Annotated in this window: 17 protein-coding genes; 5 read left to right on the forward strand and 12 right to left on the reverse strand. The window is 69.2% G+C overall.

Annotated elements, in window-relative coordinates; genetic code table 11:
* Positions 1-15 precede the first annotated feature (15 nt).
* Entirely contained in the window at positions 16-1,641 is a 1,626-nt protein-coding gene (locus LW840_RS12795; RefSeq protein WP_291273921.1) for a PAS domain-containing sensor histidine kinase, read from the reverse strand.
* Positions 1,642-1,748: 107 nt separating this feature from the next.
* Between LW840_RS12795 and LW840_RS12800 the strand changes: the two genes are divergently transcribed.
* On the forward strand, positions 1,749-3,617 hold the full coding sequence (locus LW840_RS12800) for a heavy metal translocating P-type ATPase (RefSeq protein ID WP_291267898.1): 1,869 nt from the start codon (positions 1,749-1,751) through the stop codon (positions 3,615-3,617).
* Between the two features lie 26 nt (positions 3,618-3,643).
* On the opposite strand, the gene LW840_RS12805 is transcribed toward LW840_RS12800, so the two are convergent.
* Positions 3,644-4,777, reverse strand: a complete 1,134-nt coding sequence (locus LW840_RS12805; protein ID WP_291273923.1) for a GGDEF domain-containing protein — start codon at positions 4,775-4,777, stop codon at positions 3,644-3,646.
* Between the two features lie 157 nt (positions 4,778-4,934).
* A complete protein-coding gene (locus LW840_RS12810; RefSeq protein WP_291261704.1) occupies positions 4,935-6,725 on the reverse strand; it encodes an acyl-CoA dehydrogenase C-terminal domain-containing protein in 1,791 nt (596 codons plus the stop codon).
* 219 nt (positions 6,726-6,944) lie between these two features.
* On the opposite strand from LW840_RS12810, the gene sppA reads away from it, so the two are divergent.
* Positions 6,945-8,840, forward strand: a complete 1,896-nt coding sequence (gene sppA / locus LW840_RS12815; RefSeq protein ID WP_291277099.1) for a signal peptide peptidase SppA — start codon at positions 6,945-6,947, stop codon at positions 8,838-8,840.
* Positions 8,841-8,911: 71 nt separating this feature from the next.
* Here the strand turns inward: sppA and LW840_RS12820 are convergent, their stop codons facing one another.
* From LW840_RS12820 to LW840_RS12830, 3 genes are all read right to left on the reverse strand, one after another.
* A complete protein-coding gene (locus tag LW840_RS12820) occupies positions 8,912-9,289 on the reverse strand; it encodes a hypothetical protein (RefSeq protein ID WP_291261702.1) in 378 nt (125 codons plus the stop codon).
* A 130-nt stretch (positions 9,290-9,419) separates the two neighbouring features.
* The gene (locus LW840_RS12825; RefSeq protein ID WP_291277100.1) at positions 9,420-11,567 is read right to left on the reverse strand and encodes a TonB-dependent receptor; all 2,148 of its coding nucleotides are present in this window, start codon (positions 11,565-11,567) and stop codon (positions 9,420-9,422) included.
* A gap of 48 nt (positions 11,568-11,615) precedes the next feature.
* Entirely contained in the window at positions 11,616-12,014 is a 399-nt protein-coding gene (locus LW840_RS12830) for a hypothetical protein (RefSeq protein ID WP_291273925.1), read from the reverse strand.
* 407 nt (positions 12,015-12,421) lie between these two features.
* Here LW840_RS12830 and LW840_RS12835 point away from each other — a divergent pair, with 407 nt between their 5' ends.
* Entirely contained in the window at positions 12,422-13,843 is a 1,422-nt protein-coding gene (locus tag LW840_RS12835; RefSeq protein ID WP_291261699.1) for an MBL fold metallo-hydrolase, read from the forward strand.
* A gap of 236 nt (positions 13,844-14,079) precedes the next feature.
* On the opposite strand, the gene LW840_RS12840 is transcribed toward LW840_RS12835, so the two are convergent.
* On the reverse strand, positions 14,080-14,547 hold the full coding sequence (locus LW840_RS12840) for a hypothetical protein (protein ID WP_291267904.1): 468 nt from the start codon (positions 14,545-14,547) through the stop codon (positions 14,080-14,082).
* A gap of 358 nt (positions 14,548-14,905) precedes the next feature.
* On the opposite strand from LW840_RS12840, the gene argJ reads away from it, so the two are divergent.
* On the forward strand, positions 14,906-16,084 hold the full coding sequence (gene argJ / locus LW840_RS12845; RefSeq protein WP_291277101.1) for a bifunctional glutamate N-acetyltransferase/amino-acid acetyltransferase ArgJ: 1,179 nt from the start codon (positions 14,906-14,908) through the stop codon (positions 16,082-16,084).
* Between the two features lie 35 nt (positions 16,085-16,119).
* Here argJ and LW840_RS12850 read toward each other — a convergent pair whose 3' ends face one another.
* From LW840_RS12850 to ytxJ, 4 genes are all read right to left on the reverse strand, one after another.
* On the reverse strand, positions 16,120-19,140 hold the full coding sequence (locus LW840_RS12850) for a chemotaxis protein CheB (RefSeq protein WP_291267906.1): 3,021 nt from the start codon (positions 19,138-19,140) through the stop codon (positions 16,120-16,122).
* Between the two features lie 209 nt (positions 19,141-19,349).
* Positions 19,350-21,437: a M1 family metallopeptidase gene (locus LW840_RS12855; RefSeq protein ID WP_291277102.1), complete on the reverse strand. Its 2,088-nt coding sequence runs from the start codon at positions 21,435-21,437 to the stop codon at positions 19,350-19,352.
* A 29-nt stretch (positions 21,438-21,466) separates the two neighbouring features.
* Positions 21,467-21,853, reverse strand: a complete 387-nt coding sequence (locus LW840_RS12860) for a response regulator (RefSeq protein ID WP_291267908.1) — start codon at positions 21,851-21,853, stop codon at positions 21,467-21,469.
* A gap of 122 nt (positions 21,854-21,975) precedes the next feature.
* Positions 21,976-22,746 (reverse strand): bacillithiol system redox-active protein YtxJ, encoded by a 771-nt coding sequence (ytxJ, locus tag LW840_RS12865; protein WP_291267909.1) that lies wholly within the window; start codon positions 22,744-22,746, stop codon positions 21,976-21,978.
* Positions 22,747-22,774: 28 nt separating this feature from the next.
* Here ytxJ and LW840_RS12870 point away from each other — a divergent pair, with 28 nt between their 5' ends.
* Positions 22,775-23,695 carry a 3'-5' exonuclease gene (locus LW840_RS12870; RefSeq protein ID WP_291267910.1) on the forward strand — a complete coding sequence of 307 codons (921 nt, stop codon included), beginning with the start codon at positions 22,775-22,777 and terminating at the stop codon, positions 23,693-23,695.
* A 57-nt stretch (positions 23,696-23,752) separates the two neighbouring features.
* Here the strand turns inward: LW840_RS12870 and LW840_RS12875 are convergent, their stop codons facing one another.
* Positions 23,753-25,153 (reverse strand): MFS transporter, encoded by a 1,401-nt coding sequence (locus LW840_RS12875; RefSeq protein ID WP_345780907.1) that lies wholly within the window; start codon positions 25,151-25,153, stop codon positions 23,753-23,755.
* Positions 25,154-25,202: the final 49 nt, after the last annotated feature.

Here is a 25,202-nt window from a genome sequence, read left to right on the forward strand (position 1 = left end):
GCGCGGCCGAATCCCCTACGCCGGCACGGTGAACCAGAACTCGGCACCTTTTCCCACTTCCGAGTCCACGCCGATCTCGCCGCCATGGGCCTCGACGATGCCCTTGGCGATGTAGAGGCCGAGTCCCGACCCGGCGCGCAGCAGGCGGGGGGCCTGGAAATAGCGCTCGAAGAGGCGCGGGACGTCGTCCATCGCGACCCCCGGCCCCGTATCGCGCACGCTGATGCGCAGCATGTCGTCGTGCTGCGCCGCCGCGAGCACGATTTCACCGCCGTGCGGCGTGAAGCGCACGGCGTTGCCCAGCAGATTGGAAAGCACCTGCTGCAGGCGATGGCGATCGGCCAGCAGCACCGGCAGGTCCTCATCGAAGCGGCGCACGAAGCGCAGCGCCGCATCGATCATGACCGGTTCGAACATGTCCGCGCATTCCTTGAGGAGCTCCGCCGCCGGGACGCGCCGCCGCTCCACACGCAGGCGTCCCGCCGAGATGCGTGAGACATCCTGCAGATCCTGAATGAGCCCGTCGGCCTGACGCGCGGCGGCGCGCACCGCCTCGACCTCGTCGCGCGCCATGTGCGCCTGCTCCACCTCGGGCGAGATGGCGTCGGCGTCCCGCTTGAGCACCGCCCCCGTGAGCATGACAATGGCATTGACCGGGTTGCGCAGGTCGTGCGAGACGATGGCGAGCATTTCGTCGCGCTCGCGCACGGCGCTGCGCGACTGCTGATACAGCCGGGCATTTTCGAGGGCGAGCGCCGCCAGCCCGGCAAACTGGTCGGCCACCTGCTGCTCCTCGAGCGAGTGCGTCGCCGCCGGGCGGGTGCGCACGAGGTGCAGCGCCCCGAGCGCGCGCCCGCCGGCACGCAACGGCACGAGCAGCACCGCGCTGGCGCCAAGCGCTTCGGCGCGCGCGCGTGACGCCGCATCGCGGAAGTTCGCCGTGAGCCAGGCGCCGACATCGGTGATGCGCTGCGCCTCGGCTTCGTGCGCCACCCGCGCCCCACTCGTGGGCAGCGGATCGAGTTCGAGCGGCTCCGCCACGCGCGACAGGAGCGCGGCCGTGTCCTCGTGACGGTGTGGGTCCATGTGCGTGGCGGCCGCCCGCCGCATGGCCCCATCAGCGGTGAGCAGTTCGAGCAGGCTCCATTCGCCAAGCAGCGGCACGGGCAGCTCGGCGATGGTGGCCATCGTGGACTCCACGTCGAGCGAGGCCGCCAGCACCCACCCGGCGGTGGCGAGCAGCTTCTGTCGCTCCTCGCTCCTCACGCGTTCACTCACATCGCGCAACGTCACCATGAAGGTGCGTTCACCGTCCATCGTGACGCGGGCGATGGACGCCTCGGCGGGGAACATCTCCCCATTCCGGCGCAGCCCGGCAATGGCACGGCGATGGGCCATGATCCGCGCATCCGCCGGACCTTCGGCAAAGGTGCGCATGTGGCCGCGATGCACCGCGCGCGCGCCCATGGGGAGCAGCCGGTCGAGCGGCTGCCCCAGCATGTCGGCTTCGTTCCATTGAAAGATCTGTTCGGCACCGCGATTGAAGCGCACGATGCGGAAGCGGTCATCGAGCGCGATGATCGCGTCGGCGGCAATGTCGACGATCGCGGCAAGCGCCGCGTGGGAATGCGTATCGGCCATACCAGACCAAGCTAATCAGGATTCGCCGAGTCCGTGATTTCACCCTTGCGGGGCGCGGAACCGACACGCATGGATGGATGGGTACGCCGCGCGATTTTCCAACCTTCATGCGAAAAGCCGATTTGTCCTTCCCCATCTCGCCTCCGCCGCTGATCGCGCTCGCGTTCCTTGTGGCTGGGTTCGCCACGCCACTCGTGCTGCCGGCCGACCCGTGGCGCGATCGCGTGTGGCTGCTGGGGCTGCTCATCACCGGCGTGCCGGTGGCGTGGCGCACGCTACGCGGCATGCTGCGGGGCGAGTTTGCCGCCGACGTGGTGGCCATGCTGGCCATCGTGGGGGCGCTGCTGCTGGGGCAGCCTCTGGCCGGTCTCGTCGTGGTGCTCATGCAGACCGGGGGCGAGGCGCTCGATGCCTATGCGGTCGCGCGCGCCTCGAATGCAGTGGCGGCCCTGGAGGCTGATGCCCCGCGGACCGCGCACCGCGTGCGCGAGGGGCGCGTGGAGGACATCGATGCCGGCCTCATCGAACCCGGCGACTCCCTGCTGATTCGCCCGGGGGAGCTGGTGCCGGCCGACGGCGTGGTGCTCGACGGGACCTCGCATGTGGACACGTCGCGCCTCACCGGCGAGCCGGTGCCGGTGCGAACGGCGGTCGGTGCCCGACTGCTGTCGGGCAGCGTCAACCAGGAAGGCGCGTTCACCATGCGCGCCGAACGGCGTTCGCAGGAAAGCCAGTACGCGCGCATCGTGGACCTGGTGCGCAGCGCGCAGGCCTCGAAGAGTCCGTTGCAGCGCACCGCCGATGTCTGGGCGGTGTGGTTCACCCCGCTCACCCTGGTGGCCTGCCTGGTGGCGTGGCTGGTCTCACACGACTGGACCCGCGTGCTGGCCGTCCTGGTGGTGGCCACGCCGTGCCCCCTCATTCTCGCTGCGCCGGTGGCCATCATCGGCGGCATCAATCGCGCGGCCCGGCGCGCCATCATCGTGCGTCATGGCGCCGCACTGGAGGGGCTCTCGCGTGTCGACACCGCCGTCTTCGACAAGACGGGAACCCTGACCGTGGGCAAGCCGCAGGTGGCGCGGGTGATCGCCGGCAACGGCAGCGATCTGCGCACCGTGCTGGCCAAGGCCGCCGCCGTGGAACAGGGCTCGGGACACCTGCTGGCGCGCGTGATCGTGGCCGAGGCGGAGGCGCGTGGCGCGACGCTGGTCATGGCCACTTCGCTGCACGAAACGCCCGGCCGCGGGGTGACCGGTGAGGTGGCGGGCGAGTGGGTGGTGGTGGGATCACCGGACTTCGTACGCGAACGACTGCTGGAGCGCGTGCCCGCGGCAGCCGGACTGCTGACGACCATGGACAGCGGCGCCACGGGGCTGCGCGCGTATGTGGGCACCGCGGGTGGCGACGTGGCGCGCATCGAATTCGCCGACCAGGTCCGCCCGGAGCTCGCCCCCATGTTCGAGGCGCTGCGGGCGCTCGGCTTGCGCGACCTGTACCTCTTCTCGGGCGACCGGGAGGACAATGTGCGCGCCATTGCGCAGGCGGTGGGGATCTCGCAGTTCGCCGGCGACCTGACCGCGCAGGACAAGGCCGCCCGCGTGAGCGCCATCGAGAAGGGCGGCCGCCGGGTGCTCATGGTGGGCGACGGGACCAACGATGCGCCTTCGTTGAGTACCGCCACCGTCGGGGTGGCGCTGGCGGGGCACGGCGGCGGAGTGGTGGCCGAGGCCGCCGACGTGGTGCTGCTTGTGGACGATCCGGGGCGCATCCCCGAAGCGGTGGCGATCGGGCGCCGGGCGCTGTACATCGCCCGCCAGTCCATTGGCGTGGGGCTCGGGCTGTCGCTCGTGGGAATGGGCTTTGCGGCCGCCGGCATGCTCACACCGGTCGCGGGCGCCCTGATTCAGGAAGCGATCGATGTGGCGGTCATCCTGAATGCGTTGCGCGCGTCAAGCGGTGGGCGCGCGAGCACCTGACGACGGCCCCGCAGGCGCCGGCACCGTCAGCCCGTGGGCAGCGGGGGACCGTCCGCCACGCAGACCCGCTCTCGGGCATGCTGCTTGGCCTTGTACAGCGCCTTGTCGGCGCGGGCCACCCAGTCGGCCACCTCTTCGTGCCCCTCGAGTTGCGCCACGCCCACGCTCGCCCCGATCGCGAACTCCATGTTCGGGTGTGGCGCCGGCATGAGACTGAGCTGCTCCTGCAGCCGCCTGGCCAGCGTCACCGCCACCTTCCAGTCGGTGTTGAACAGGATCACCGCGAACTCGTCGCCCCCCAACCGGCAGAGCACGTCACTCTGGCGCAGAAACGTCGCGGCGAGGGCCTTGCTGAGGTTCACGATGGCCGCGTCACCCGCCTGATGGCCGTACATGTCGTTCACGAGCTTCAGCCGGTCGATGTCGAGCATGAGCAGCGCCACCGGCTGCCGCCCCAGAGAATGCATCTGCCGCGCCCGCGACGCCACGACATTGAAGTGCTTGCGGTTGCCCAGCCCCGTGAGCGCATCGGTGGTACTTTCGCGACGGGCCTCTTCCAGCTGCTGACCCACGCGTTCGAGCTTGTGACCAAGACTTGCGTACTGCTCCTGCTGCTGCTCACGACGGGTCCGCAGCGCACCCTCGATGGCGGACACGGCCCCGAGGACCTCCTGCTTGATGGAACCGGTCTGCATGCGCTGCAACGCCGTCTTCGCCCGCTCCATCTGCTTTTCGGTGGTGGCATCCGTCGCGTGGTCCACCAGCACCGCCTTGTGCACCGTTTCCACGCAGGCCCAGAGGGCGTCGCGGAGCTCATTGATGGAGGCCTCGACGTACCGGTGCTCGTCGCGTCGCTGCTCGGTGACGGTGCGGACCACGCCGTTCCAATCACGTGCCGACACGCCAACCGATGCGTCGTCGCGCTCGTCGAGCGCGCAACCCATGGTGGCATGGCGGCGCCATCTGGTCAGCTCGCGTGAGAGCTCCTCCCCCGATCGGTCGGGGAGGTCGATGGGATACCGCGACAGGGCGGCGAGGATACCGCCAAGCGCATCGAGCACCAGCCCCAGACCGTCGTCGACCGGAGCGGACGGCTCGCGACCTGCCACCGGCGCGGCGGCCGGGGCGGTGGTGGCCGTCCGCACCGCGGCGTCAGTCACGCCGGTGGCATGGCTTCCTTCAGACGCCGAGAACGATTCGGAGCGCTTGTGAAAGAACATGGTGTGAGTGAGAGGCTGCCAGAGGGCTTCGGCACCACACACACAATGCTTGAGGCAGGGGGCGGCCTCCGGCCCGGACTGTCACACGGCAGGCACGTCAGAACTCGTCTGCCGACAGCGCCATGATGGGCGCGCTGCCGGCCTGGATGGCCGAGAGCAGTGTGGCGGTGCCGGGAAGGACGCGCCCGAAATAGAAGCGGGCGGTCTTGAGCTTGGCCTCGTGGAAACGCCGGTCCTCCGTTCCCGCCGCCAGCTTCTGCTGCGAGACCGTGGCCATGCGCAGCCACTGCCACCCCACGGCCGTATAGCCCATGAGGTCGAGATACTCGCTGGCCGCCGCGCCCACTTCGTCGGGGTTGGCGAAGCCACGCTCGGCGAGCAGCATGGTGGCCTTCTGCAGCTGATACAGCGCCGTGCCCAGCGCCTTGGAAAAGTCCTCCAGCCCCGCCACCGCCGCGGCGGCATCCACGTCGGCTTTCACCTGCTCGAAGAAACGCCGCACCAGTCGGCCGCCCTCCATGGGCAGCTTGCGCCCCACCAGATCGAGCGCCTGCACGGCGTTGGTCCCTTCGTAGATCTGCGCGATACGGGCGTCGCGCACGTACTGCTCGATGCCGTACTCCTTGATGTAGCCGTGCCCACCGAGCGTTTGCAGGGCGATGTTGGTGTTCTCGAAGCCCCGGTCGGTCAGGAAGGCCTTGATGACCGGCGTCATGAGCGCCACCAGATCGGACGCATCCTGTCGCACGGCGTCATCGGGGTGCCGATGCTCGAGATCGATACGAATGCCCACGGCGTACGCCAGCGACCGCATGCCCTCGTTGAGCGACTTGATGCGCAACAGGCCCTTGCGCACGTCCGGGTGCACGAGGATGGGGTCGGCCACGCCGTCGGGGTGCTTGGGACCGGTGAGCGACCGCCCCTGCAGCCGTTCCCGGGCATAGGCGCGCGCGTTCTGGTAGGCCACCTCAGAGAGCCCGAGTCCCTGCAGCCCCACGGCCAGGCGCGCGCCGTTCATCATGACGAACATGGCCCGCATGCCCTTGTGCGGCTCGCCCACCATCCAGCCCGTGGCCTGATCGAAGTCCAGTACACAGGTGGCACTGGCCTTGATCCCCATCTTGTGTTCCACGCTGCCGCACGTGACCCCGTTGCGGGCGCCAAGCCCCCCGTCTGCCGTAGGGAGGAACTTGGGGACCAGGAAGAGGGAAATGCCCTTGGTGCCGCTGGGCGCATCGGGCAGCTTGGCGAGGACGAGATGCACGATGTTCTCCGTGAGATCGTGCTCCCCGGCGCTGATGAAGATCTTCTGCCCGGTAATGGCATAGGTCCCATCGGCATTCGGCACCGCGCGCGTGGTGAGGATGCCAAGGTCCGTGCCCGCGTGCGCCTCGGTGAGGCACATGGTGCCCCCCCAACGGCCGTCGATGAGGCGGGGGAGGAACCGCTGCTTGAGCTCCGCCGACCCGTGGCTCATGAGCGCGCTGTAGGCACCGTGCGAGAGCCCGGGGTACATGGAGAAGGAGAGATTGGCCGAGCAGAGCAGCTCCTCCATGACGAAGCGCACCATTTCGGGGAGCCCCGTGCCACCGTACGTCGGCTCAGCGCTGATCGCGGTCCATCCGTCGGCGGTGTAGCGCTGATACGCCTCCTTGAAGCCTGCGGGGGTGGTCACGACCCCGTTCGCGAGATGGACCCCCTCGGCGTCACCGCTCTGGTTGAGCGGAAAGAGCACTTCTTCGCAGAAGCGTGCCCCACCGGAAAGCACTTCATCGATCATCTCCGGCGTCGCGTCCTCGAACCCCGGAAGCGCGGCGAGCTGGCCAATGTCGTGCACGTCGTGCAGGAGATAGCGGATGTCGTCGAGCGGCGCGTGGAATGCGGGCATGGACTGGGCTCGGGAAAGAGGATACCGAAAGCTGCGCCCCCGACCATGCGACGGCAAGGGCTTTTGCGACGGTAGCGTCATGTTTATGCGGTGGGGCGCATGCCCCGACGGCGCATGGGGCCGCGTCAGCCCTCTGTCCCGGAACCTGCCACGGCCCTGCCCCGTATCGGTTAATGTGCAGCATCCCGAACGCTCGCCTTCCATGGAGCCCCATTCGTCATGAAGCAGTTCTTTGCGGCGCTGGCCGCGAATCTCGTTACGATTGCCGTGTGTGTGGTGGTCGGTCTTCTGTTGATCGCCGGCATTGCGGCGTCGGCCGGATCACGGCCAGCCACCGAGGTGCGACAGGGGGCGGTGCTGGTCATCGACATCGACCGTCCGCTCTCCGACCAGCCCGCGCATCCCGAACGACGCGGCTTCTTTGATGACGCCTTCGAGGCTGGCGGCTCGGCGCTGCCGCTCCGTTCGGCGCTGGTGGGGGTGCGCGCCGCCATCGACGACGATCGCATCAGCGGCATCCTGCTGCGCGGCACCGTCACCGGCGACGGCACCCGGTCCGGCTACGCCGCGCTGCGGGCGCTGCGCGAGGCGCTCGTGGCCTTCGCGGCGAAGAAGAAGCCCGTACACGCCTACCTCGTGAATCCCGACGCGGCCACCTACTACGTGGCGTCGGCGGCAAGCACTATCACGCTCGATCCGTTCGGCTCGCTGCTGCTGCCAGGACTCGTGTCGGAGCAGCTCTTTCTCACCGGGCTGTTCGAGAAGTACGGCATTGGCGTGCAGGTGAGTCGTGTGGGGCGCTTCAAGGCAGCGGTCGAACCGTTCACGCGCCGGGACATGAGCCCCGAGAACCGGCAGCAGGTGGCGTCCTATCTGGGTGACCTGTGGAGTGAGGTGAAGCGTGGCATTGCCCGCACACGCGGTGTGGACACGCTGGCGCTGCAGGCCCTGGTGGATGCCCAGGGCATCATTGCGCCGGCCGAGGCGCAGTCTGCCAGGCTGGTCGATCGGGTGGCCTATTTCGATGTGGTGCTGACCGACCTGCAGAAGATGGCGGGAGTCGCGCCCGCCGACAGCGGCAGCGCCGCGGCCGGTGGTGCCGACAGCAGCCGTTCGGCCCGTCTGGCGGCCGCCCTCGATCAGCCGACGCTGCCGCAGATCACGCTCGACGACTATGCGCCTCTCGCGGTGGCGAAGGAACGACTCGTGGGGGCCAGCCAGGCCATTGCCATCATGTATGCCGAGGGGGACATCGTGGACGGCGAGGGCGGTGCCGGCCAGATCGGCGGCATGTCCTTCAGTCGTGAGCTGCGGGCGCTGCGCAACGACCGCACGATCAAGGCGGTGGTGTTGCGCGTGAACAGCCCGGGCGGCAGCGCGGTGGCCTCGGAACAGATTCAGCGCGAACTCACGCTCATGGCACAGGTGAAGCCGGTGGTGGTGTCGATGGGGTCACTGGCCGCGAGCGGTGGGTATTGGATCAGCACGGCGGCCGCGCGCATTTACGCCGAGCCCAACACCATTACCGGGTCGATCGGCGTGTTCGCCCTCGTACCGAACATCCAGGCGCTGGCCAACCGGCAGGGTGTCACGTTCGACACGGTCAAGACGGGGCGCTATGCCGACCTCTTCACCCTGGCGCGTCCGCGCACCGAGGCGGAACTCGCCGTGCTGCAACGTGGCACCGACATGGTGTACGACGCCTTCCTGCAGCGGGTGAGCACGGCGCGCCGGCTCCCCCTCGATTCGGTCCGCGCGCTGGCCGAGGGGCGGGTGTGGTCGGGCGTCCAGGCACATCGCCTGGGGCTCGTGGACTCCTTGGGGAGCCTGCAGGATGCGGTGAAGGCGGCGGCGGCGCGGGCGAAGCTGACCGGCGACTACGACGTGCGCGAGTACCCGCACGTGAAGACCACCACCGAGAGGCTGTCCGAATTGCTGGAGGACAAGCCCACGCCGGTGGCGGCACAGCTCGATGCAGCGGTACAGCAGTTGGGTGCGCGCGGGGCAGCGGCCGAGCTCGTGCGTGACATTACGCGCGAACTCGGCGCGCTCATGGCCTACAACGATCCGCGCGGCGTGTACGCGCGGATGCCCTTCATCCTGCGGGTACGCTAGGCGGGTACGCTAGGCGGGTACGCCAGGCGGGTGCGTCAGGCGCGTGCACCAGATGCACGCGCCTGGTGCGGTCAGTCGGCGATGACGGGCGTGGACCACGCGCCGTACGTGACCTTGCGGTGCGCCTCGAGGCGGCGCGCCTGGGCTTCCCACGTAGCCAGTTCGGCGCGCGACCGCGCGAGGTGCGCCGCCGCCTTCGCGATGCACGGCGCGATCCCGCGCGCCTGCACATCGGCGAGCGTCCATTCGGCGGCCTTCACGCGCGCGTGCGCAATGGCCATCTGCTCCACGCAGCGCGTGGCGTGATAGCTGCTCCAGGCGTCGACCGGGCGGTCATCGTCGATGCCGTAGAGCGCCCAGATGCCGTCGGTGGTCGGAATGGCCTCGAGGAGAAAGCCGTCGAAGTCTTCGGGGATGGACAGCGCGCCATCGGTGCTGTGCATGCTCATGGGGAGGGTTCGTTGAGGTGAGCGGAACAGATGGTGTGTTGGGAGACCCTAACTCAAGCCGGCGCGTTGGCGTCACGGTTCCCGCCAGCAACAGGAGCGGCCGGCGCGGTGGCACAGTGCCGCGGTGCACTCACCGCCACTGGAGACTGGTCAGGAAGGTGAGGCGGCGCGGCAACCCCGGCTCGAAGAACCGGTTGCGCGTGGCGTTGATGACGAGGCTGCTGGCGTGGCGCCGGTCGAAGGCGTTTTCGAGCGACACGGTGGGCTGCAGACGGAGGCTGCCCACGGCGGCATCGAGTCCGGCGCGCCAGTTCCACACCGCGTAGCCAGCGCTGGTTACCGTGCCGCCGTCGTTGGCGCTGGCCGACGACGACGCGGTGACCTCGACGCTGCTCCAGAACGCGCCGCGCCGCCCCGTGCCGAATGCCTGCAGGTAATGCGCGGGAACGCCGGGGATGGCCTTGCCGGCAAAGGAGGTATTGCCCACCACATAGCGGTCGAAGCGGAAGCGCGACCAGGTATACGCCGCTCCCGTCTCGAACGCCGGCCATGCGGCGCGCACACTGGTTTCCGCCCCCGTGCGGGTGGAGCGGCCAGCGTTGCGGAACGCCCGGCGCCCCGGCTGATTGGGCACGTCGAAGGGCACCAGCTCATCGAGCACGACGGCGCGGAAGAGCGCCACGTCGGCGCGCACCCGGCCACCCAGCAGCGTCTGCGCGCCGATCTCCGACGTTCGTGTGCGCTGGGGGTCGAGTGTCGCGTTGAGCCCCGCCGCGCCCGTTTCCTGATTGGTGAGTTCGGTGACCGTGGGCGTTTCGAAGGCGGTGGAGAGATTGCCGTAGAGCGACCACTGCGGACGTACACGCCAGACCAGCCCCAGCATGGGGCTCACCGCCTGCAGCGACCGATCGCCGGAGTCGTCGGCGTTGCGCGGCGTAATGAAGCGATCGCGCACACGGAACTGCACCTGATCATGGCGCAGCGCGACACTGGCGAGCAGGCCGTGCGGCGCTTCCACTTCGACACGCCCATACGCCCCCACGCTGGCCGCGCGCTCCTGCTGATCGAGCCGAGTGGCCCCGCGCTCATTGCCCGGCTGCGGACAGAGCGCCGTGGCCGGGGCCGTCGCGGCAACGGCCGCGCAATTCTCGTAGTTGAAGCGCTCGTCGCGCACCCGTTGCGCATCGACCCCCGCCCCGAGGCGCACCGGCCACGCGAGCCGCGCCACACGCCACGCGCCATGCACCCCGCCGCCCACCGCCGCGCGGTCCACCGCCACCATGGCAAACGGGAGCGGATTGTCGAGCGTGCGGGCGCTCGTGAAGAGCGAGCCGCGAATGGTGCCGCCCGCCACCTCCCGTTCGCCAAGCAGCGCCAGCTGCGTCTGCACGACCGCCTTGCGGGACCGCCGCGTGATGTTGAGCGAGTCGGGGAGGCGCGGATCGCGCGCCAGCTCCTCGGCCGTGAGCGCGCCGGTGTTCTCGGCCCGTGGGGCATCGTAGTGCGTGGCCTGCAGCTCGAGGCGCGTGCCGGCCACGGTGGCGAGGCCGCGCGCGAACAGGCTCGACGCGTCGAGCCGCGACCAACGACGCGGCCCGTCGCCCTGGGTGCGCGTGGCCGACAGCAGCCAGCCGGCGCGTTGCCACCACCCGGTACTGTCGGCCTGACTCCCCGACAGCTGGACGTTGCCGCGCTGCCATCCCCCACCGTCCCACACGCGCGCCTGCGCCGTGAAGGGCACCGCCGCCGGTGCGCGCGAACGCATGTCGATCACGCCGCCAGCCGCGTTCCCGTACAGGGCGGCGGCCGTACCGCGCACGATGTCGATGCGATCGATGGTTTCGAGGTCGATCCAGTCGGTGGGCGTCTGCCCGTCGGGGAGCGACACCGGCACCCCGTCGCGCAGCACCCGCACGCCCCGCACGCCAAAGGCCGAGCGCGCGCCGAAGCCGCGAACGGCGATCCGCTGGTCCTGCGACGGATTGGCGCGATCCTGCACCTGCACCCCGGGCACCGCCAGCAGCAACTCATTGGCGCCGGCGCGGCGCAGCGCCGGTCGCGCCGACAGCGGCGCGGTGGAGACGGCGAACGGCAGTTCAAAGGGCGTCCGCTCGACATCACGGGTCACGCTCACCCGCAGGGCACGCAGGGTCTGCGTACTGTCACGCCGCACACTGTCCGTGGTCGGGCGCGCTTGTGCCGTCAGGTCGGCACCACACAGGAAGACCGCAACCAGCAGCGGCGTTGGCGCGGAGGGGAACACCAGGGATCTGAGCACCCTGCGATCTAGCGCGACGACGGGACGGAGGGAATCCCCAGGTGACCGCTACGGCGCCTCGCCGACACAGGTCGGCGGCCGCTCGGACGGATCCTCGTCGAACAGTTCGCCGGTCCGGGAACACACCACCCCGGTATTCGTGTCACGCACCTTCATGAACCAATGCGACGGGGAGGCGTTGGAGGCGAGCACCCGATGCGACGTGGGCAGGGCCATGCCCTGCGCCTTGAGCTCCGGCCACGTGGCGAAGCGCTGATTGAGGAGCCGGAACGCGGTCTGCTGATCGTACACGCGGGTGAGGGTCCCGGACACCTCGGCGCGGCTGCGGTCGGTGCGGGCGTTCCCCCGTACCTTCACGCCCACCGCAGCGAGCGTGAGCAGCAGGAAGGCCACGATCACGCTGCTCACCAGCACCTGATCCTGGTCGGCGCGCCTGGTGGAGGGCACACGCGCCGGTGCGCTGGCGACCGGCGGCTTCGCCGAGGCCCCGGGGCGCGGTGCGGGTTTCCCCGATGCGGGCGCCGTGCGGGGACTTACTGTAGACGACAGTGGCCCGCGGGCCCGCGGGTCCGGCGGCATTGACTCCCTCACCGGTGCACTCAGCCCCAACGGCGGCAGCGGCGCTGCGCCCAACGGACGCTGCGCCTGCCGCATCCGATCGGCAGCCAACGTGGAGGGGCGGCGGCGGGGCGGTGGACTGGACATTTCACTCATTGTACGAATTGGACGATCCGCAGACCATCGCGGTCGCGACGCAGAGCGTCACGGCCGCGGCATTGTTGCAGACATCCCCGGCATCGCACGATTCGTCACCAGTCCCTCCGTATTCCTTTCCGCCCCCGTAGCTTGTTGCCATGTACTTCCGCCAGTTCTACGACACGTCGCTCGCCCAGGCGAGCTATCTCATCGGCTGTCAGGCTACCGGTGACGCCATCGTGGTGGATCCGCTGCGCGATCCCCGCCCCTACCTCGACGTCGCCGCGCGCGAAGGGCTGCGCATCACGCACGTGACGGAAACGCACATCCACGCCGATTTCATCTCGGGCGCGCGCGAACTGCATGCCGCAACGGGCGCGCTGCTCCTCCTGTCCGCTGAAGGCGGCCCCGACTGGCAGTATGCGTTTGCGGCGCACGACGGGGCGACGCTGCTCCACGACGGGGATGTGATCATGGTGGGCAACATCCGGCTCGATGTGTTGCATACGCCAGGGCACACGCCCGAACATCTGAGCTTCGTGGTGACCGATACGCCACGCGCGGCGGGCCCCATGGGTGTGCTCACGGGCGACTTCGTATTCGTGGGCGACGTGGGAAGACCGGATCTGCTCGAAAAGGCCGCCAAGGTGGCGAATACGATGGAAGCCGGGGCTCGCACGCTCTTCCATTCACTCGAGCGGTTCCGCGCCCTCCCCGACCACCTGCAGGTGTGGCCGGGACATGGCGCCGGGTCGGCCTGCGGCAAGGCGCTGGGCGCGGTCCCGTCGAGTACGGTCGGCTACGAGAAGCGCGCCAACTGGGGGGTGGCCACCACCACCGAGGGCGAGTTTGTGCGCATGGTGCTGGAGGGACAGCCAGAGCCCCCGCGGTATTTCGCGGACATGAAGCGGATCAACCGTGACGGGCCCCCGGTACTGGGTGCGCTATCACCGCTCCCGCTGCTGTCGGCTGCCGAGGGCGCCGCGCAGCTCGCGCGCGCGGAGGTGTGGCCGATCGATCTGCGCCCCGCCGCGGCGTACGCCGCGCGACACGCCACCGGCAGCCTCTCCGTGCCCTACGGGCGCAGCTTCAGCACGTGGGTAGGTTCGCTGGTACCGGTGGGGGCGCCCCTGCTGCTGCTTGCCCCGCAGGGAGACGACGCGGGAGCGCTCGTGGAGGCGGCCCGCCACGATCTGCTGCACATCGGCTTCGACGGGATCATGGGGTGGGTGGACGCCGACGCGCTGCTCACGCTCCTCGACGCCCAGGGCCGCCTTCCCGCGCCGCTGCCCCAGCAACCCATCACCGCCGCGGCCGTTCGCGACGGGTCGCTCCCCGTGGTCGATGTTCGGGGGCGCACGGAGTGGGAGGGCGGCCACCTGCCCCACGCCGTGCACATTCCGCTGGGCGAGTTGGCCGAGCGGTTGCATGAGATTCCCGCCGGCGCCGTGGGGATTCACTGCCAGGCGGGGGCCCGCTCAGCCATCGCCACCAGCCTGCTGCATCGCCTGGGGCGCACGAACGCCATCGACCTGCAGGGCGGGTACGCGGCGTGGGTACGCGCCGCGTCTGGGACCTGACGATCCGCGTGGCTCAGCCGCTACGACCGATCACGCTATTGCACGTCCTGCCCCCTATTTCGAGGCGAAGTGACGCCCTGATGACGCCGCGGAGCGACATAGATTGCCGTCGGCAGTACCGACCGCGTCGCGGTAATGGGCGTGCTCTGACGGTGCAGACTGCAGTCGACTGAGTGATTGATTGCCAAGGAGTTCCCCCCCGAGCTGTCGCCATGGCGCCAGCTTGAGGGGGGCGCTCAGGTTGCGCGCGATGCAATCAGGTGCTGCAGCAGCTCGGCGGCGGCTCCGCGCTGGCGCGTCGTGCCCACGCGAATGCCGTCCACGCAGGCAAGCATCCGGTGCAGCCGCGCGTCGCGCGTCGCCACCTTGGTGAGGCCGTTGAAGAGGGGCACGAGCGTTTCGCCCCGCACCGGACCGCCCTCCATGGGCCAGACGAGTGTGCGCACCGCCTCATCGCCGCCAAACACGGAGGCGAGGTCCGGGTGGGCTCCGGCCGTGGGCAGCCCCACCCGCTCCGGGCCGTGCACCGCCGGAAACGCGTAGCGCGCGCCGTGCACGAGGAACTCGTGCAATGCCGGTTCGGCAACCGTGCGGCTGCCGGGACCGCAAAGGCCCGCGAGCTGGAGGCGAGCCACCGAGCGATGTACCGCACTGGTGCTGGTTGCCAGGGCAATCGCGAGCGGCTCGTACCGGTCTTCAGGCACGAGAACCAGACGGAGAGCGACAGCGATGTCGAACGGCCGGAGCGAAGGTTGCGAAGGCACGAGCGTCAGGGACGAGGTGACAGGGCGTAGCGGACGTTACAGTGTACATTCGATATTCCCGATTGTGATTCCGGTACAAGCCGTGTAATCCCGAAAACCGAACGTTTCGCACCGTTTTTGGACCTTATACGGCTTTATTTCACGGTTGGGACCTGTTACGTTAAACTCGACTCACGGCGCTCCGCCCGCACGCCCCCGGGACGTCGTTCAGGGCGGGGGGCCGCCCGGCCGCGGCGAGTCCATCCGGTGGCGCCGCGGCACGCTGGCGGCGCATGGCGGCAGCTTCCAGCTTTGCTGGATGTCACACGCCATCCGATTTCACGAGACGCCGGTGTTTCCGCGCGGCTTCCGCTGCGCCAGCCGCAACGTGGGCCTCAAGCCCACCGCGCGCGACCTGACGCTCTTTGCCAGCGAGGTGGACGCCACCGCCGCGGCCGTCTTCACGCGCAATCACTTTCCCGGCGCCCCCATCATTCTCGGGCGTGAAACCATCGCCGGTGGCCTCCTGCGCGGCGTGATTGCCAACAGCAAGGTGAGCAACGTGGCCACCGGAGCGACCGGCGTACAGCACGCGCGACGCATGGCGCGCGCCGCGGCCGCCGAACTGGGCACGAGTGCCGACCGCATCCTGGTGAGCTCGACCGGGGTCATTGGGGTCCCCCTGCCGATCGAGAAAATCGAACGGGGCGTGGTGGGCATAGCGGCCGACCTGCAGGACAACCCCATGGTGGGCGCCGAGGGGATCATGACGACGGACTCGCACCCCAAGGCGCTCTCGGCGTCGGTGGGCAATGCCACCATCACGTGGGTGGCCAAGGGCTCGGGCATGATCGAACCGAACATGGCCACCATGCTGTCGTACATCTTCACCGATGCCGCCTTTGATGCCCCCACGCTGGACCGTCTGTTGCGCGCGGCCGTGGCCCCGTCGTTCAACATGCTGTCGGTGGATACCGACACCAGCACCTCCGATACCTGCGCCATCCTTGCCAACGGCCTCGCGGGCCCGGTGGACGAAGCCGAGTTCCTGTCGGTCCTCGTGGCGGGGTGCACCCGCATGACCGAGATCCTGGCCCGCGACGGTGAGGGGGCCGAACATCTGCTGCGCGTGCACGTGCGCGGGGCGAAGGACGCGCGCGAGGCGTACACCGTGGCCAAGTCCATCGTGAACTCGCCGCTGGTGAAGACCATGGTACACGGCGCCGACCCGAATGTGGGACGCCTGCTCATGGCCGTGGGCAAGTGTTTCGATTGCACCATCCACCCCGATCGCACCGACGCGTGGATCAACGGCGTGCAGGTGGTGGCGCGTGGTGAGCGCCTGACCTTCGACGACGCGATCGTGCGCGAAACGCTGTCACGCGAGGTGGTGGACATCGCCGTGGCGCTGGGCGTGGGGGATGCCCACGCCACGGCGTACGGCTGCGACTTCACGAAGGGGTACATCGAGGAAAACGCCGCCTACTACTCCTCGTAACGCACGCGGTGGGCGCGTGGCCCGACCCTCACCGATCAGGCGTCGGGGAGCGTGGGCACCCCGTCGAGCTGCAGCGCCTGCACCTGCGCGACCCACTGGGTGAGCTGCTCGAGGCGCAGCGCCTGCGACGAGATGTCGAAGTGCTGCACGAGCGCCCCACGCGGCGCCGTGGCCGTGAGGGCCGTGGCCTGCAGCAGGAAGAAGCGCCGCTTGTCGGGCGAGTGACAGGGGTACTGCAGCTCGAACCGCTCGCGCTTGCCACCAAGCACCTCGCGCAGTCCGCGCCCCACCGCATGCGCCATGGCATCGTCGGTGGCCGCCATGCAGGTGGCCACGTAATTGAGGCCGATGCCCGACACGAGCGCCGGCGGGGCCTCGTTGACCTTGGCGAAGCGTGCCCACTCGGCGTTCGTCTGCACGATGGTGCCATCGGGGCCCAGCACCGCAATCGACGACGGGATGGAGTCGAGGATGTGCTGCAGCCGTTCTTCGCCGCGCTTGACCTCGGTCACGTCGATCACGCTCACGATGACCCCGTGCACACCGGTCTCCCCGGTGAGATACGGCAGCACCTTGACGTGCAGATGCGAACCGTCCGGCGCCTGCACTTCGTGCGATTCGGGCCCGTCGGCGTTCATGACCCGGCGGCACATGGCCACGAGATCCACACCGGGAATCTTGGCGGCGATGTGATCGAGAGGGCGGCCGATGTCCTGCGGCATCACGTTCAGCAGACGCAGGGCCGCATCGGTGAACTTGCGGATGCGCAGCGAGGCATCCACGAAGAGGGTCCCGACGCCGGTGGTGCGCAGCAGGTTCTCGATGTCGTTGTTGAGACTGATGAGCTCCGCGATCTTCTCCTGATACTCGGCATTGACCGTCTGCAACTCTTCGTTCACCGACTGGAGCTCTTCGTTCGTGCTTTGCAGCTCCTCGTTCGAGGCCAGGAGTTCCTCGTTGGTGGCCTGCAGCTCCTCGTTGGAGGTTTCGAGCTCCTCGATGGTGGCCTGCAGGTTCTCCTTCGTGTACTGCAGTTCGTGTTCCAGCTGCGAGAGCCGCAGCGCCGACGAGTCGTCCACGGCGAAGCGGTCGGCGATGCCCCCGGCCAGCGGCTTGGGGCCGCTTTCGAAGAAGATCACGTAGGCCCGGGCGCGATCGGGGCCCACATCGAGCGGGCGCACATGCATGCGCACGGTGGGCTCGTCGGGCGCCACCTCGATGCCTTCGTACAGGATCTCCCGGTGTTCCTTGGCCACGCGTCCCAGGGCGGCACGCAGCGCGGCGCTGAGCGGCCGGGGCAGCAGCTTGAAGATTTCCAGCGTGGAGCGTCCGGCCGGCACCTTGAGCAGGCTGGAGACGTCGCCGAAGGTGTGCAGCAGCTGGTACTCCGCGTCGAGGACCACGCAGCGCAGCTTGAGCACGTCGGTGAGCTCCTGGAACACCCGCTCCAGCAGCCCGTCTTCGGTGGCGGTCCGCGGCGCCCCCGAGCGCGTGGCCAGCACGGCCTGTTCGGCAGCCGTGGTGGCCGAGAACGACTGCATGAGCGGACGCCGCGGGCGCGTGGGGAGCGCCTCGGCCAGCGTGTGCCGCCCCGGCTGCAGCGCCTGGAAGAGCTTCCACTTCTGGTCGACCACATCGAAGAGCGTGGACAGCGTCCCCACCGTTTCGCTCGACCCGAGGAAAAGATAGCCCCGCGCGCGCAGCGCGTACGCCAGCAGGGCGATGACGCGTCGCTGCAGGTCGGTACCCAGGTAGATGAGCATGTTGCGGCAGGACACGAAGTCCATCCGTGTGAGCGGCGGATCCTTGAGCAGGTTGTGCCGCGCAAAGATCACCCGGTCGCGCAACGCGCGGCTCACCTTGTACCCATCGCCGTCGGCCACGAACCAGCGCGAGAGGCGCTCGGGCGTCATGTCGGCGGCGATGGAGTCGCCGTAGCGTCCGGCCGCGGCGAACTCCACCGCGTCCTGGTCCACGTCGGTGGCAAAGACGCGCACATTGCGGCTCAGCTTCTCGCGTTCGAGCGCCTCGAGAATGAGGATGACAATGGAGTACGGCTCTTCGCCCGTGGAGCAGGCCGGCACCCAGACGCGCAGTTCACTGTCGGGCGGCGTGTCCTGCACGAGTTGCGGGATGACGCGCTGCTCGAGCAGGCGGAAGGCTTCCTCGTCGCGGAAGAAGCGCGTGACGTTGATGAGCAGGTCGCGATGCAGCTGCACCAGCTCCGGCTTGGAATCCTCGAGCAGGCGCACATAGTCATCCCAGCCAAGGCCGGGGTGCATGAGCACACGCCGCTCGATGCGCCGCACGATGGTGTTGGGCTTGTAGCCGGTGAAGTCGGTGCCGAGGCGGTCGCGCAGCAGGCCCAGCACCCGCTGCACCTGCGACGCGGTCCCCGCGCCCTGTTCGCTGCTGCTGAAGGCGCGCCCACCACCCCGGCGCAGGAAGAACTGGGCGACGGTCCCGGGAATGTCGGCCACCGGCAGCACCTGATCGGCCAGCCCCGTGGCCACGACGCTGCGCGGCATGCCGTCGAACTGCGCTTCCGTGGGGTCCTGCACGAGCACGAGCCCCCCTTCCGCCTTCAGTTCGCGCGCACCGCGGGTGCCGTCGCTGCCGGTGCCGGAGAGCACGACCCCCACGGCGTGTTCCCCCATGGCGAGGGCGAGCGACGCGAAGAAGACATCGATGGGCAGGTGCAGCCCGTGACCCACCGGCTGCTCGGCCATGCGCAGCACGCCGCCCTCGATGGTGAGGTTGGTCTTGGGCGGGTTGAGATAGACCGTGTCCGGTTCGATGCGCATGCCGTCCTGGGCGCGCACCACCTTGAGTGTGGTGTGCCGACGGAGCAGCTCCACCATGAGCGACTTGTGATCGGGCGAGAGGTGCTGCACGACCACGTACGAGATCCCGCGATTGGGATCGGCGTTATCGAAGAACTGCTGGAGCGCCTCGAGCCCGCCGGCGCTGGCCCCGATCGCACAGACGGCGAGCATCTGGGGATCGGCGAAGGAGGGCGCGTCCTTTGCGCCGCTCACCTGTTCGGGAGATGTCATGCGTAACGGTCGCGTCGAGAGGCACGTTGGGGGGACCGTCGAGCACGGCCCGCCCCCGGGAGAGGAATTCGTTGGTCGTCTGCGGCGTCAGGATTATGGGGGCTTCGCACGGCGCGTGCACGCCCCCCCCCCCGCAGCTCGGGGCATCGATCAGGGACGAGGCGAACCCGAGCGACCCGTCCCCGACCGCTGCGGCCAGCGCCCAGCGCTCAGCGCGGCCAGCGGTTGTCGGCGGGCACGCGGTCGGGAAAGCGCCCCTGCGCGTCGAGCGTGACCATTTCGATGCGGCGCCCGCCGAAGACCAGCTCCACCGTGTGCTGGCGCCGACCGTCGAACCACACGTCCACCGGGACGGTCACCCGCGCCGTGGTGGCGTCCAGCATGACCGCGTTCTTCATGGGGCGAAGGGCCGGCCCGGTCGCGGCGAACTTCACGTCGAGGACGATGGGCGCGGGCATCTGCCCATCCTGCGCCACCGTGACCCTCGTGCGGATTCCCTGCGTGACGACCGTGGCCACCCGGTGGTCCACGCTCTCGTTGCCAAAGAGCCACGCATGCCAGAACCACCCCAGGTCACGGCCGAGCGCACGCTGCATGAAGAACATCCAGTCCCACGGCGAGGGGTGCTTGAACATCCAGGCGGTGCCGAACTCGCGATGCGCGCGCTGCACCGCGCTGTCGCCCACGATGCCACCCAGGGCCGAGAGCATGAGCGGCGTCTTGCTGTAGGTGGTGAAGCCGTAGAACTGCGGACCGGCGTAGTTGGCGTTCCACATCATCGGCGGCTCGGCCTCGTTGTTCGCCGTACGGCCGTAGCTCTGCCCGAGCCCGTCGAGGACTGCCGGCTTTCCCTCGGCATGGGCGTCGGACAGGATGTTCATGTACTGATTGAATCCTTCGTCCATCCAGCCGTACCACGTCTCGTTGTTGGCCACCACCATGGGCCACCACATGTGCCCCGTCTCGTGATCGGCGGCGCCGACGTTGGAGTTGATCACCATGGGGTACTCCATGCCGGCACTCGGCCCGTCCTGCAGGGTGAGCTGCGGGAACTGGTAGGGGAACCACAGCGTCGAGTAGAACTCGAGCGCGTGCCGCGACACGGGGCCGGCCTTGGCATACAGGCCGGCGCGACCGGGCAGATAGACCATGTGCACCGGCACCACGCCCTTGCCCGGAATGGTGGCGCGCGTGGTCTGCCACACGTACTGCTTCGCGGTGGCCCACGCAAAGTCGTTGACGTTCTCCGCCACGAAATGCCACGTGAGACGCCCGTTGGCGCTGGTGGCGGTGGACTGCCCCGGCCCCACCTCGTCCGGCCCCACGATGGTGGTGATCTCGTCGCGTTGCGTGGCCTTCGCCAGCTGTGCGCGCGCCTTCGCGGTGAGCACCTGCTGCGGATTCTGCAGCAGGCCCGTACCGCTCACGATCCACCCCGCCGGCACGTCGATGCGCACCTCGTAGCGGCCGAAGGCGTTGTAGAACTCGCTCGGGCCGAGGTAGAGCTCGGTGTCCCAACCGCGCAGGTCGTCGTACATGGCCACACGCGGGAACCACTGGGTGGGCTGAAAGAGCGTGTCGGCCCAGCGTTGCGTCATGCGGTGCCCGGTGCCGGGGCCGCCTGGCAGCTTGTGCGACCAGGCGATCTCGAGTTGCGCCGTGGCACCGGGCGCCACGGGCGTGGCCAATCGCACACGCGCGTTGGTGCTGCGGCCGTTGAGCAGCGTATTGCCGGCGGCCGCATTGGCGGCGGCCGCCTGCGCATTCTGGATGGCCCGCGCGCCTTCGGCGGCCACCGCATTGGGTGCCGCGTTGGAGGCGATGTTGACCGCGGCGCCGTTCACGGACATGCGCGCAATGGCGATGCCATCGGTCACCTCGGCCGGCGTCCACGGTGCACTGTGCGGCGCGGTGCCGATGAAGTGATTGGGGTGCAACCGCAGTCCGATCTCGCGCAGGGGGTCGGGGCTGGTGTTGTGCACCGTGATGCGGGCCGTCCCGGTGAGCCGTGCGCTGCCGGGATCGAGCGACACGTCGATGTCGTAATCGGTGCGCAGCTGCCAGTAGCGGGCGGCCGGGCGGCCCGTGGAATCGCGACTCCCCGCAGCCATGGCACGCCGGATGGCGTTGGTCATGGGAATGTCGCGGCGAATGGCGCGCGGCGGCACGGCGGCGGCCGCGGTTGCCGGCGCCGAGGCCGCCATCGGGGAGCGCGGCTGGGCGCCGGACGTGGCCGGGGCGGTCGGCAGCAGGACCGCGGCCGCAAGCAGCAGCGGTGTGCGAATGGGCGAGCTCATGAACACTCGGGGTTGGTGGACCCCGAACGCTACTCGGTCCGTTGGGCCGCCACCAGCAAGGCGTTGAGCTCGGAGGGGCGCACCGGCTTGACCAGATGATGATCGAACCCCGACGCCTCGCTGCGGCGTCGGTCCTCCGGGTGCCCCCATCCGGTCAACGCAATGAGGAGCAGCGCCCGGTCCCCCTGCACACGGCGCATGGCGCGCGCGCACTCGTATCCGTCAAGCACCGGGAGGCCGATGTCCATGATGACGGCGTCGTGGTGCGCCCGCTCGTACTGCGCCAGCGCATCCCGGCCGTCAAAGGCCACATCAACCGAATGCCCCTCGCGCTGCAGCAACAGCGCCAGGCTTTCGGCGGCATCCGCGTGGTCGTCCACCACCAGCACGTGCCGTACCGCAGCAAGGGCGCTCATGACCGGGCTCGTCGAGGGAAGTTGGTTCCGCGATATTCCTGGTTCGCGAACGATGTCCCGCAGAGTAGAGCTCCCTTGCCGTCGCCACCATGCCGCCGCGCGGCTGCACCAGCGCCACCTGATCAGCGCGCCGATGCCGCTGGTGGCAAGCCGGGGGCGTTGGGGGGCGCCTCGGCCATGCGCACCGCCTGCGCCAATCCGTCGGCCGTAATGCGATGGTGCGACGCATGCCAGAGCACCTGCCCGTCGCGGACCACCAGCGCCTGCGGCGACTCGTGGCGGACCGCGGTGACCGTTTCGATGGCCGTGGACAGCGCGCGCTCCTGCTGTACCACCACGAGCCGCGTGGGCACCTGGGGGTGGGCCTGCACAAAGGCATCGTACCGGCGCTTCACGTCGATGGAGATGGAGCAGGTGGCGCTGTGCTTGAAGAGCACCGTAGGGGTGCCAGCCTGCACGAGTGCGCGTGCCTCGCGCACCGCCGGCGTGTCGCCGGCCGGCTGGGACACCGCCGGCGTCGTGTGGGCCACGGGCGGCACCGCGTCGCCAGCCGCCCGCGCGGCGAGTCGCGCGTCGAGGAGCTGCGCGTACGTGGCGAACGACTGCGCCCCCGTCTGGCGCGCCACCAGGGCGCCCTGATCGAAGAGCAGGACCGTGGGGAGGGCACGCACGTCGAAGCGGGTCACCGTTTCGAGGTTGCGATCGGCGTCGAGCATGAGCACTGTCACCCGGTCACGATAGTGTTCCGCAAGGCGCTGCATGACCGGCTTGAGGGTCACGCACGGCTGGCACCAGGCGGCCCACACATCCACCAGGACCGGGCGCGGTGCCTGAAGGACCAGGGCCGTGAATTCGGCATCGGTCACGGCAGCAGGAGCATCGGGAGCGTTCATGTCGGGAAACCTAATCACCTCGGGCCACATGCCGGACATCCGCACGGGCGTGCTGCCGGAGCACGCCGCCATGATCACCGCCCTCGAAGCGACCGGCAACTATCGGGTGCTGCAGCGCTTCGAGGCGCGCACGCACTATGCGGCACCCACCCCGCCCACGGGGGTACGCCGCGGGCTCATCGTGGATGTGGAAACCACGGGGCTCGATACCACCAACGACCGCATCATCGAACTGGGGCTGGTGGCCTTCGAGTTCGACTCGGCGGGGCACGTGTACGGGGTGCACGCCATGCGCGACTGGTTCGAGGATCCGGGCATTCCCATCCCCGTCGAGGCGGTGGAGATCACCGGCATCACCGACGACATGGTGCGCGGCCAGCGCATCGACGACGCCGCCGTTGCCGCCGAGATCGAGGCGGCGCACCTCGTCATTGCGCACAACGCGAATTTCGACCGTCGCATGCTCGAGCGCCGCTTTCCCGCCTTCGCCACCAAACACTGGGGGTGCTCGCTGCACGATGTCCCCTGGTCGCAGTTCGGCTGTCGGGGCGCCAAGCTCGATTACCTGCTCTTCCAGCTGTGCAGCGCCTTTCATACCGGGCACCGGGCGGGCGACGACTGCCTGGCCACACTGCACGTGCTGGCCACCCCGCGCGATGGCGAGGCCACGCCGCTCACGCGCCTGCTCGAGCGGGCGCGCCGCAGCACCGTGCGCCTGTCGGCGATTGGCACCCCCATTGAGACCAAGGAGCTGCTCAAGGCACGCGGCTACCGCTGGTTCAACGGGTCCCCCGCGCGCCCCAAGACCTGGTTTCGCGACCTCGACGAGGCCGACGTGGAGGCGGAGCAGGCGTGGTTGCGCGCACACGCCTACGGCGGGTTGACCTCCCCGCCGTGGCGGCTCGACAGGTACAGTGCGCGGGAGCGGTACTCCGAACGCATGGGCTGACCGTGGGCCGTCATGTCAGCGTGGCAGCCGAAACGCGCGGTCTTCGTGGAGCGGCCTTCAGCTGGCAGCGTTCGGTGCCGCACTCGCGCTGCGCATGGGCTGCAGCCGCACGCTGATGGCCATCATCACCAGCATCACGACGGTGGCCGCGAGATACGCCGCCTGCAGGCCATCGAGTCCACCGCCCGCGGCATCGGCCAGGGCGCTGAGCACCGCCACCACCATGAGATTGCCAATGGCAATGCCGATGTTCACGAGCGCCTGCGCCGCACTGCGCTGCCGCGCGTCCACTTCGTCGAGCACGACCGTGCGCAGGGTGCCGCCCACGACGATGCCCACGCCGGCGCCGATGAACAGGGTGGCCACGATGAAGAGCCAGAAGGTCTGTGCCCCCACGCCGATGAGCAGCGAGCCTGCGGCCAGCGTGCCGAAGCCGCACAGCATGACGCGCCGTGGCCCCAGCGCATTCTGCCACCGCCCGAAGAGCGCCGAGGCCACCGAGGAGCAGAGCACGAGCGGCAGGAGCAGCAGGCCGGCCTTGTTGGGCGCGGTACCGAACGCGGCCACGGCGACGGACGAAATGAAGATCACACTCCCCATGCCGAAGCCGGCACCGGTGCACAACACCCAGGTGGTGCGCAGCTGCCGCGTCACGAAGAGCGAGAGCGGCACGATGGGCAGTGCCGCGCGTCGCTCCACGAGATAGAGCACGGGGACGGCCAGCGCAGCCACGCTCAGCAGCCACGGCCAGAACTGCTGTCCCGTAAACGTATCGAGCGCGCGATTGATGCCCAGGGTGAGGCTGGCCAGCATGAGCGCGAGCGTGATGATCCCCGCGTAATCGAAGGGGGGCAGCGAGGCGGGACGCGTCACGCGCGGTAGCGCGCGATAGCCCATGACGAACACAATGGCCGCGAAGGGGAGGTTGACGAGGAAGATCCAATGCCAGGTGGCTACCACCAGCAGCGCCGACGCGAGGATGGGCCCGAAGAGAAAGGCCATGCCGAACGTGGCACCGATGAGCCCGAGGATGCGCCCCCGCTGCTCCGGCGGGAACGTGTCCCCCACGACGGCGCTGGCCGTGGGCGTGATGCCCCCGGCGCTCAACCCCTGTATGGCACGCCCCAGCAGCAGCACGCCGAAGCTGGAGGACTTGGCAATGATGAGCGACCCCAGCGCGAAGCCGGCAATGTCCAGCAGGTAGATGGTGCGGCGACCAAAGCGGTCGCTCAGCGCGGCCATGAGCGCCGTGCTCGTCAGCGAACACAGGCTGAAGACGATGGTGACCAGCCCGATTTGCCGATTGTCCACGCCGAACGCGCTGCGCAGCGCGGGAATGGCCGGGGCAATGACCGCGGCGTCGAGGGCCGCCATGAACACCCCCGCGAAGAGCACCGTGAGGAGGCGGCGGCGGGCGAGCGCCTCGGGGTTGGCCACGGCGGCAGCGTCGGCAGTCATGGCCCCAAAGCTAACAGCAGGGCATACTTCCATCATGGCGGCGCGGTGC

It is taken from the genome of Gemmatimonas sp. (genome assembly GCF_021298855.1).
Lineage (GTDB): Bacteria > Gemmatimonadota > Gemmatimonadetes > Gemmatimonadales > Gemmatimonadaceae > Gemmatimonas.

What these genes read in the sequence shown, in the direction of transcription:
- LW840_RS12795 (WP_291273921.1), bottom strand. Translation starts at nt 1,641, where the DNA reads ATGGCCGATACGCATTCCCACGCGGCGCTTGCCGCGATCGTCGACATT.
- LW840_RS12800 (WP_291267898.1), top strand. Translation starts at nt 1,749, where the DNA reads ATGCGAAAAGCCGATTTGTCCTTCCCCATCTCGCCTCCGCCGCTGATC.
- LW840_RS12810 (WP_291261704.1), bottom strand. Translation starts at nt 6,725, where the DNA reads ATGCCCGCATTCCACGCGCCGCTCGACGACATCCGCTATCTCCTGCAC.
- sppA (WP_291277099.1), top strand. Translation starts at nt 6,945, where the DNA reads ATGAAGCAGTTCTTTGCGGCGCTGGCCGCGAATCTCGTTACGATTGCC.
- LW840_RS12820 (WP_291261702.1), bottom strand. Translation starts at nt 9,289, where the DNA reads ATGAGCATGCACAGCACCGATGGCGCGCTGTCCATCCCCGAAGACTTC.
- LW840_RS12835 (WP_291261699.1), top strand. Translation starts at nt 12,422, where the DNA reads ATGTACTTCCGCCAGTTCTACGACACGTCGCTCGCCCAGGCGAGCTAT.
- argJ (WP_291277101.1), top strand. Translation starts at nt 14,906, where the DNA reads ATGTCACACGCCATCCGATTTCACGAGACGCCGGTGTTTCCGCGCGGC.
- LW840_RS12850 (WP_291267906.1), bottom strand. Translation starts at nt 19,140, where the DNA reads ATGACATCTCCCGAACAGGTGAGCGGCGCAAAGGACGCGCCCTCCTTC.
- LW840_RS12855 (WP_291277102.1), bottom strand. Translation starts at nt 21,437, where the DNA reads ATGAGCTCGCCCATTCGCACACCGCTGCTGCTTGCGGCCGCGGTCCTG.
- LW840_RS12860 (WP_291267908.1), bottom strand. Translation starts at nt 21,853, where the DNA reads ATGAGCGCCCTTGCTGCGGTACGGCACGTGCTGGTGGTGGACGACCAC.
- ytxJ (WP_291267909.1), bottom strand. Translation starts at nt 22,746, where the DNA reads ATGAACGCTCCCGATGCTCCTGCTGCCGTGACCGATGCCGAATTCACG.
- LW840_RS12870 (WP_291267910.1), top strand. Translation starts at nt 22,775, where the DNA reads ATGCCGGACATCCGCACGGGCGTGCTGCCGGAGCACGCCGCCATGATC.
- LW840_RS12875 (WP_345780907.1), bottom strand. Translation starts at nt 25,153, where the DNA reads ATGACTGCCGACGCTGCCGCCGTGGCCAACCCCGAGGCGCTCGCCCGC.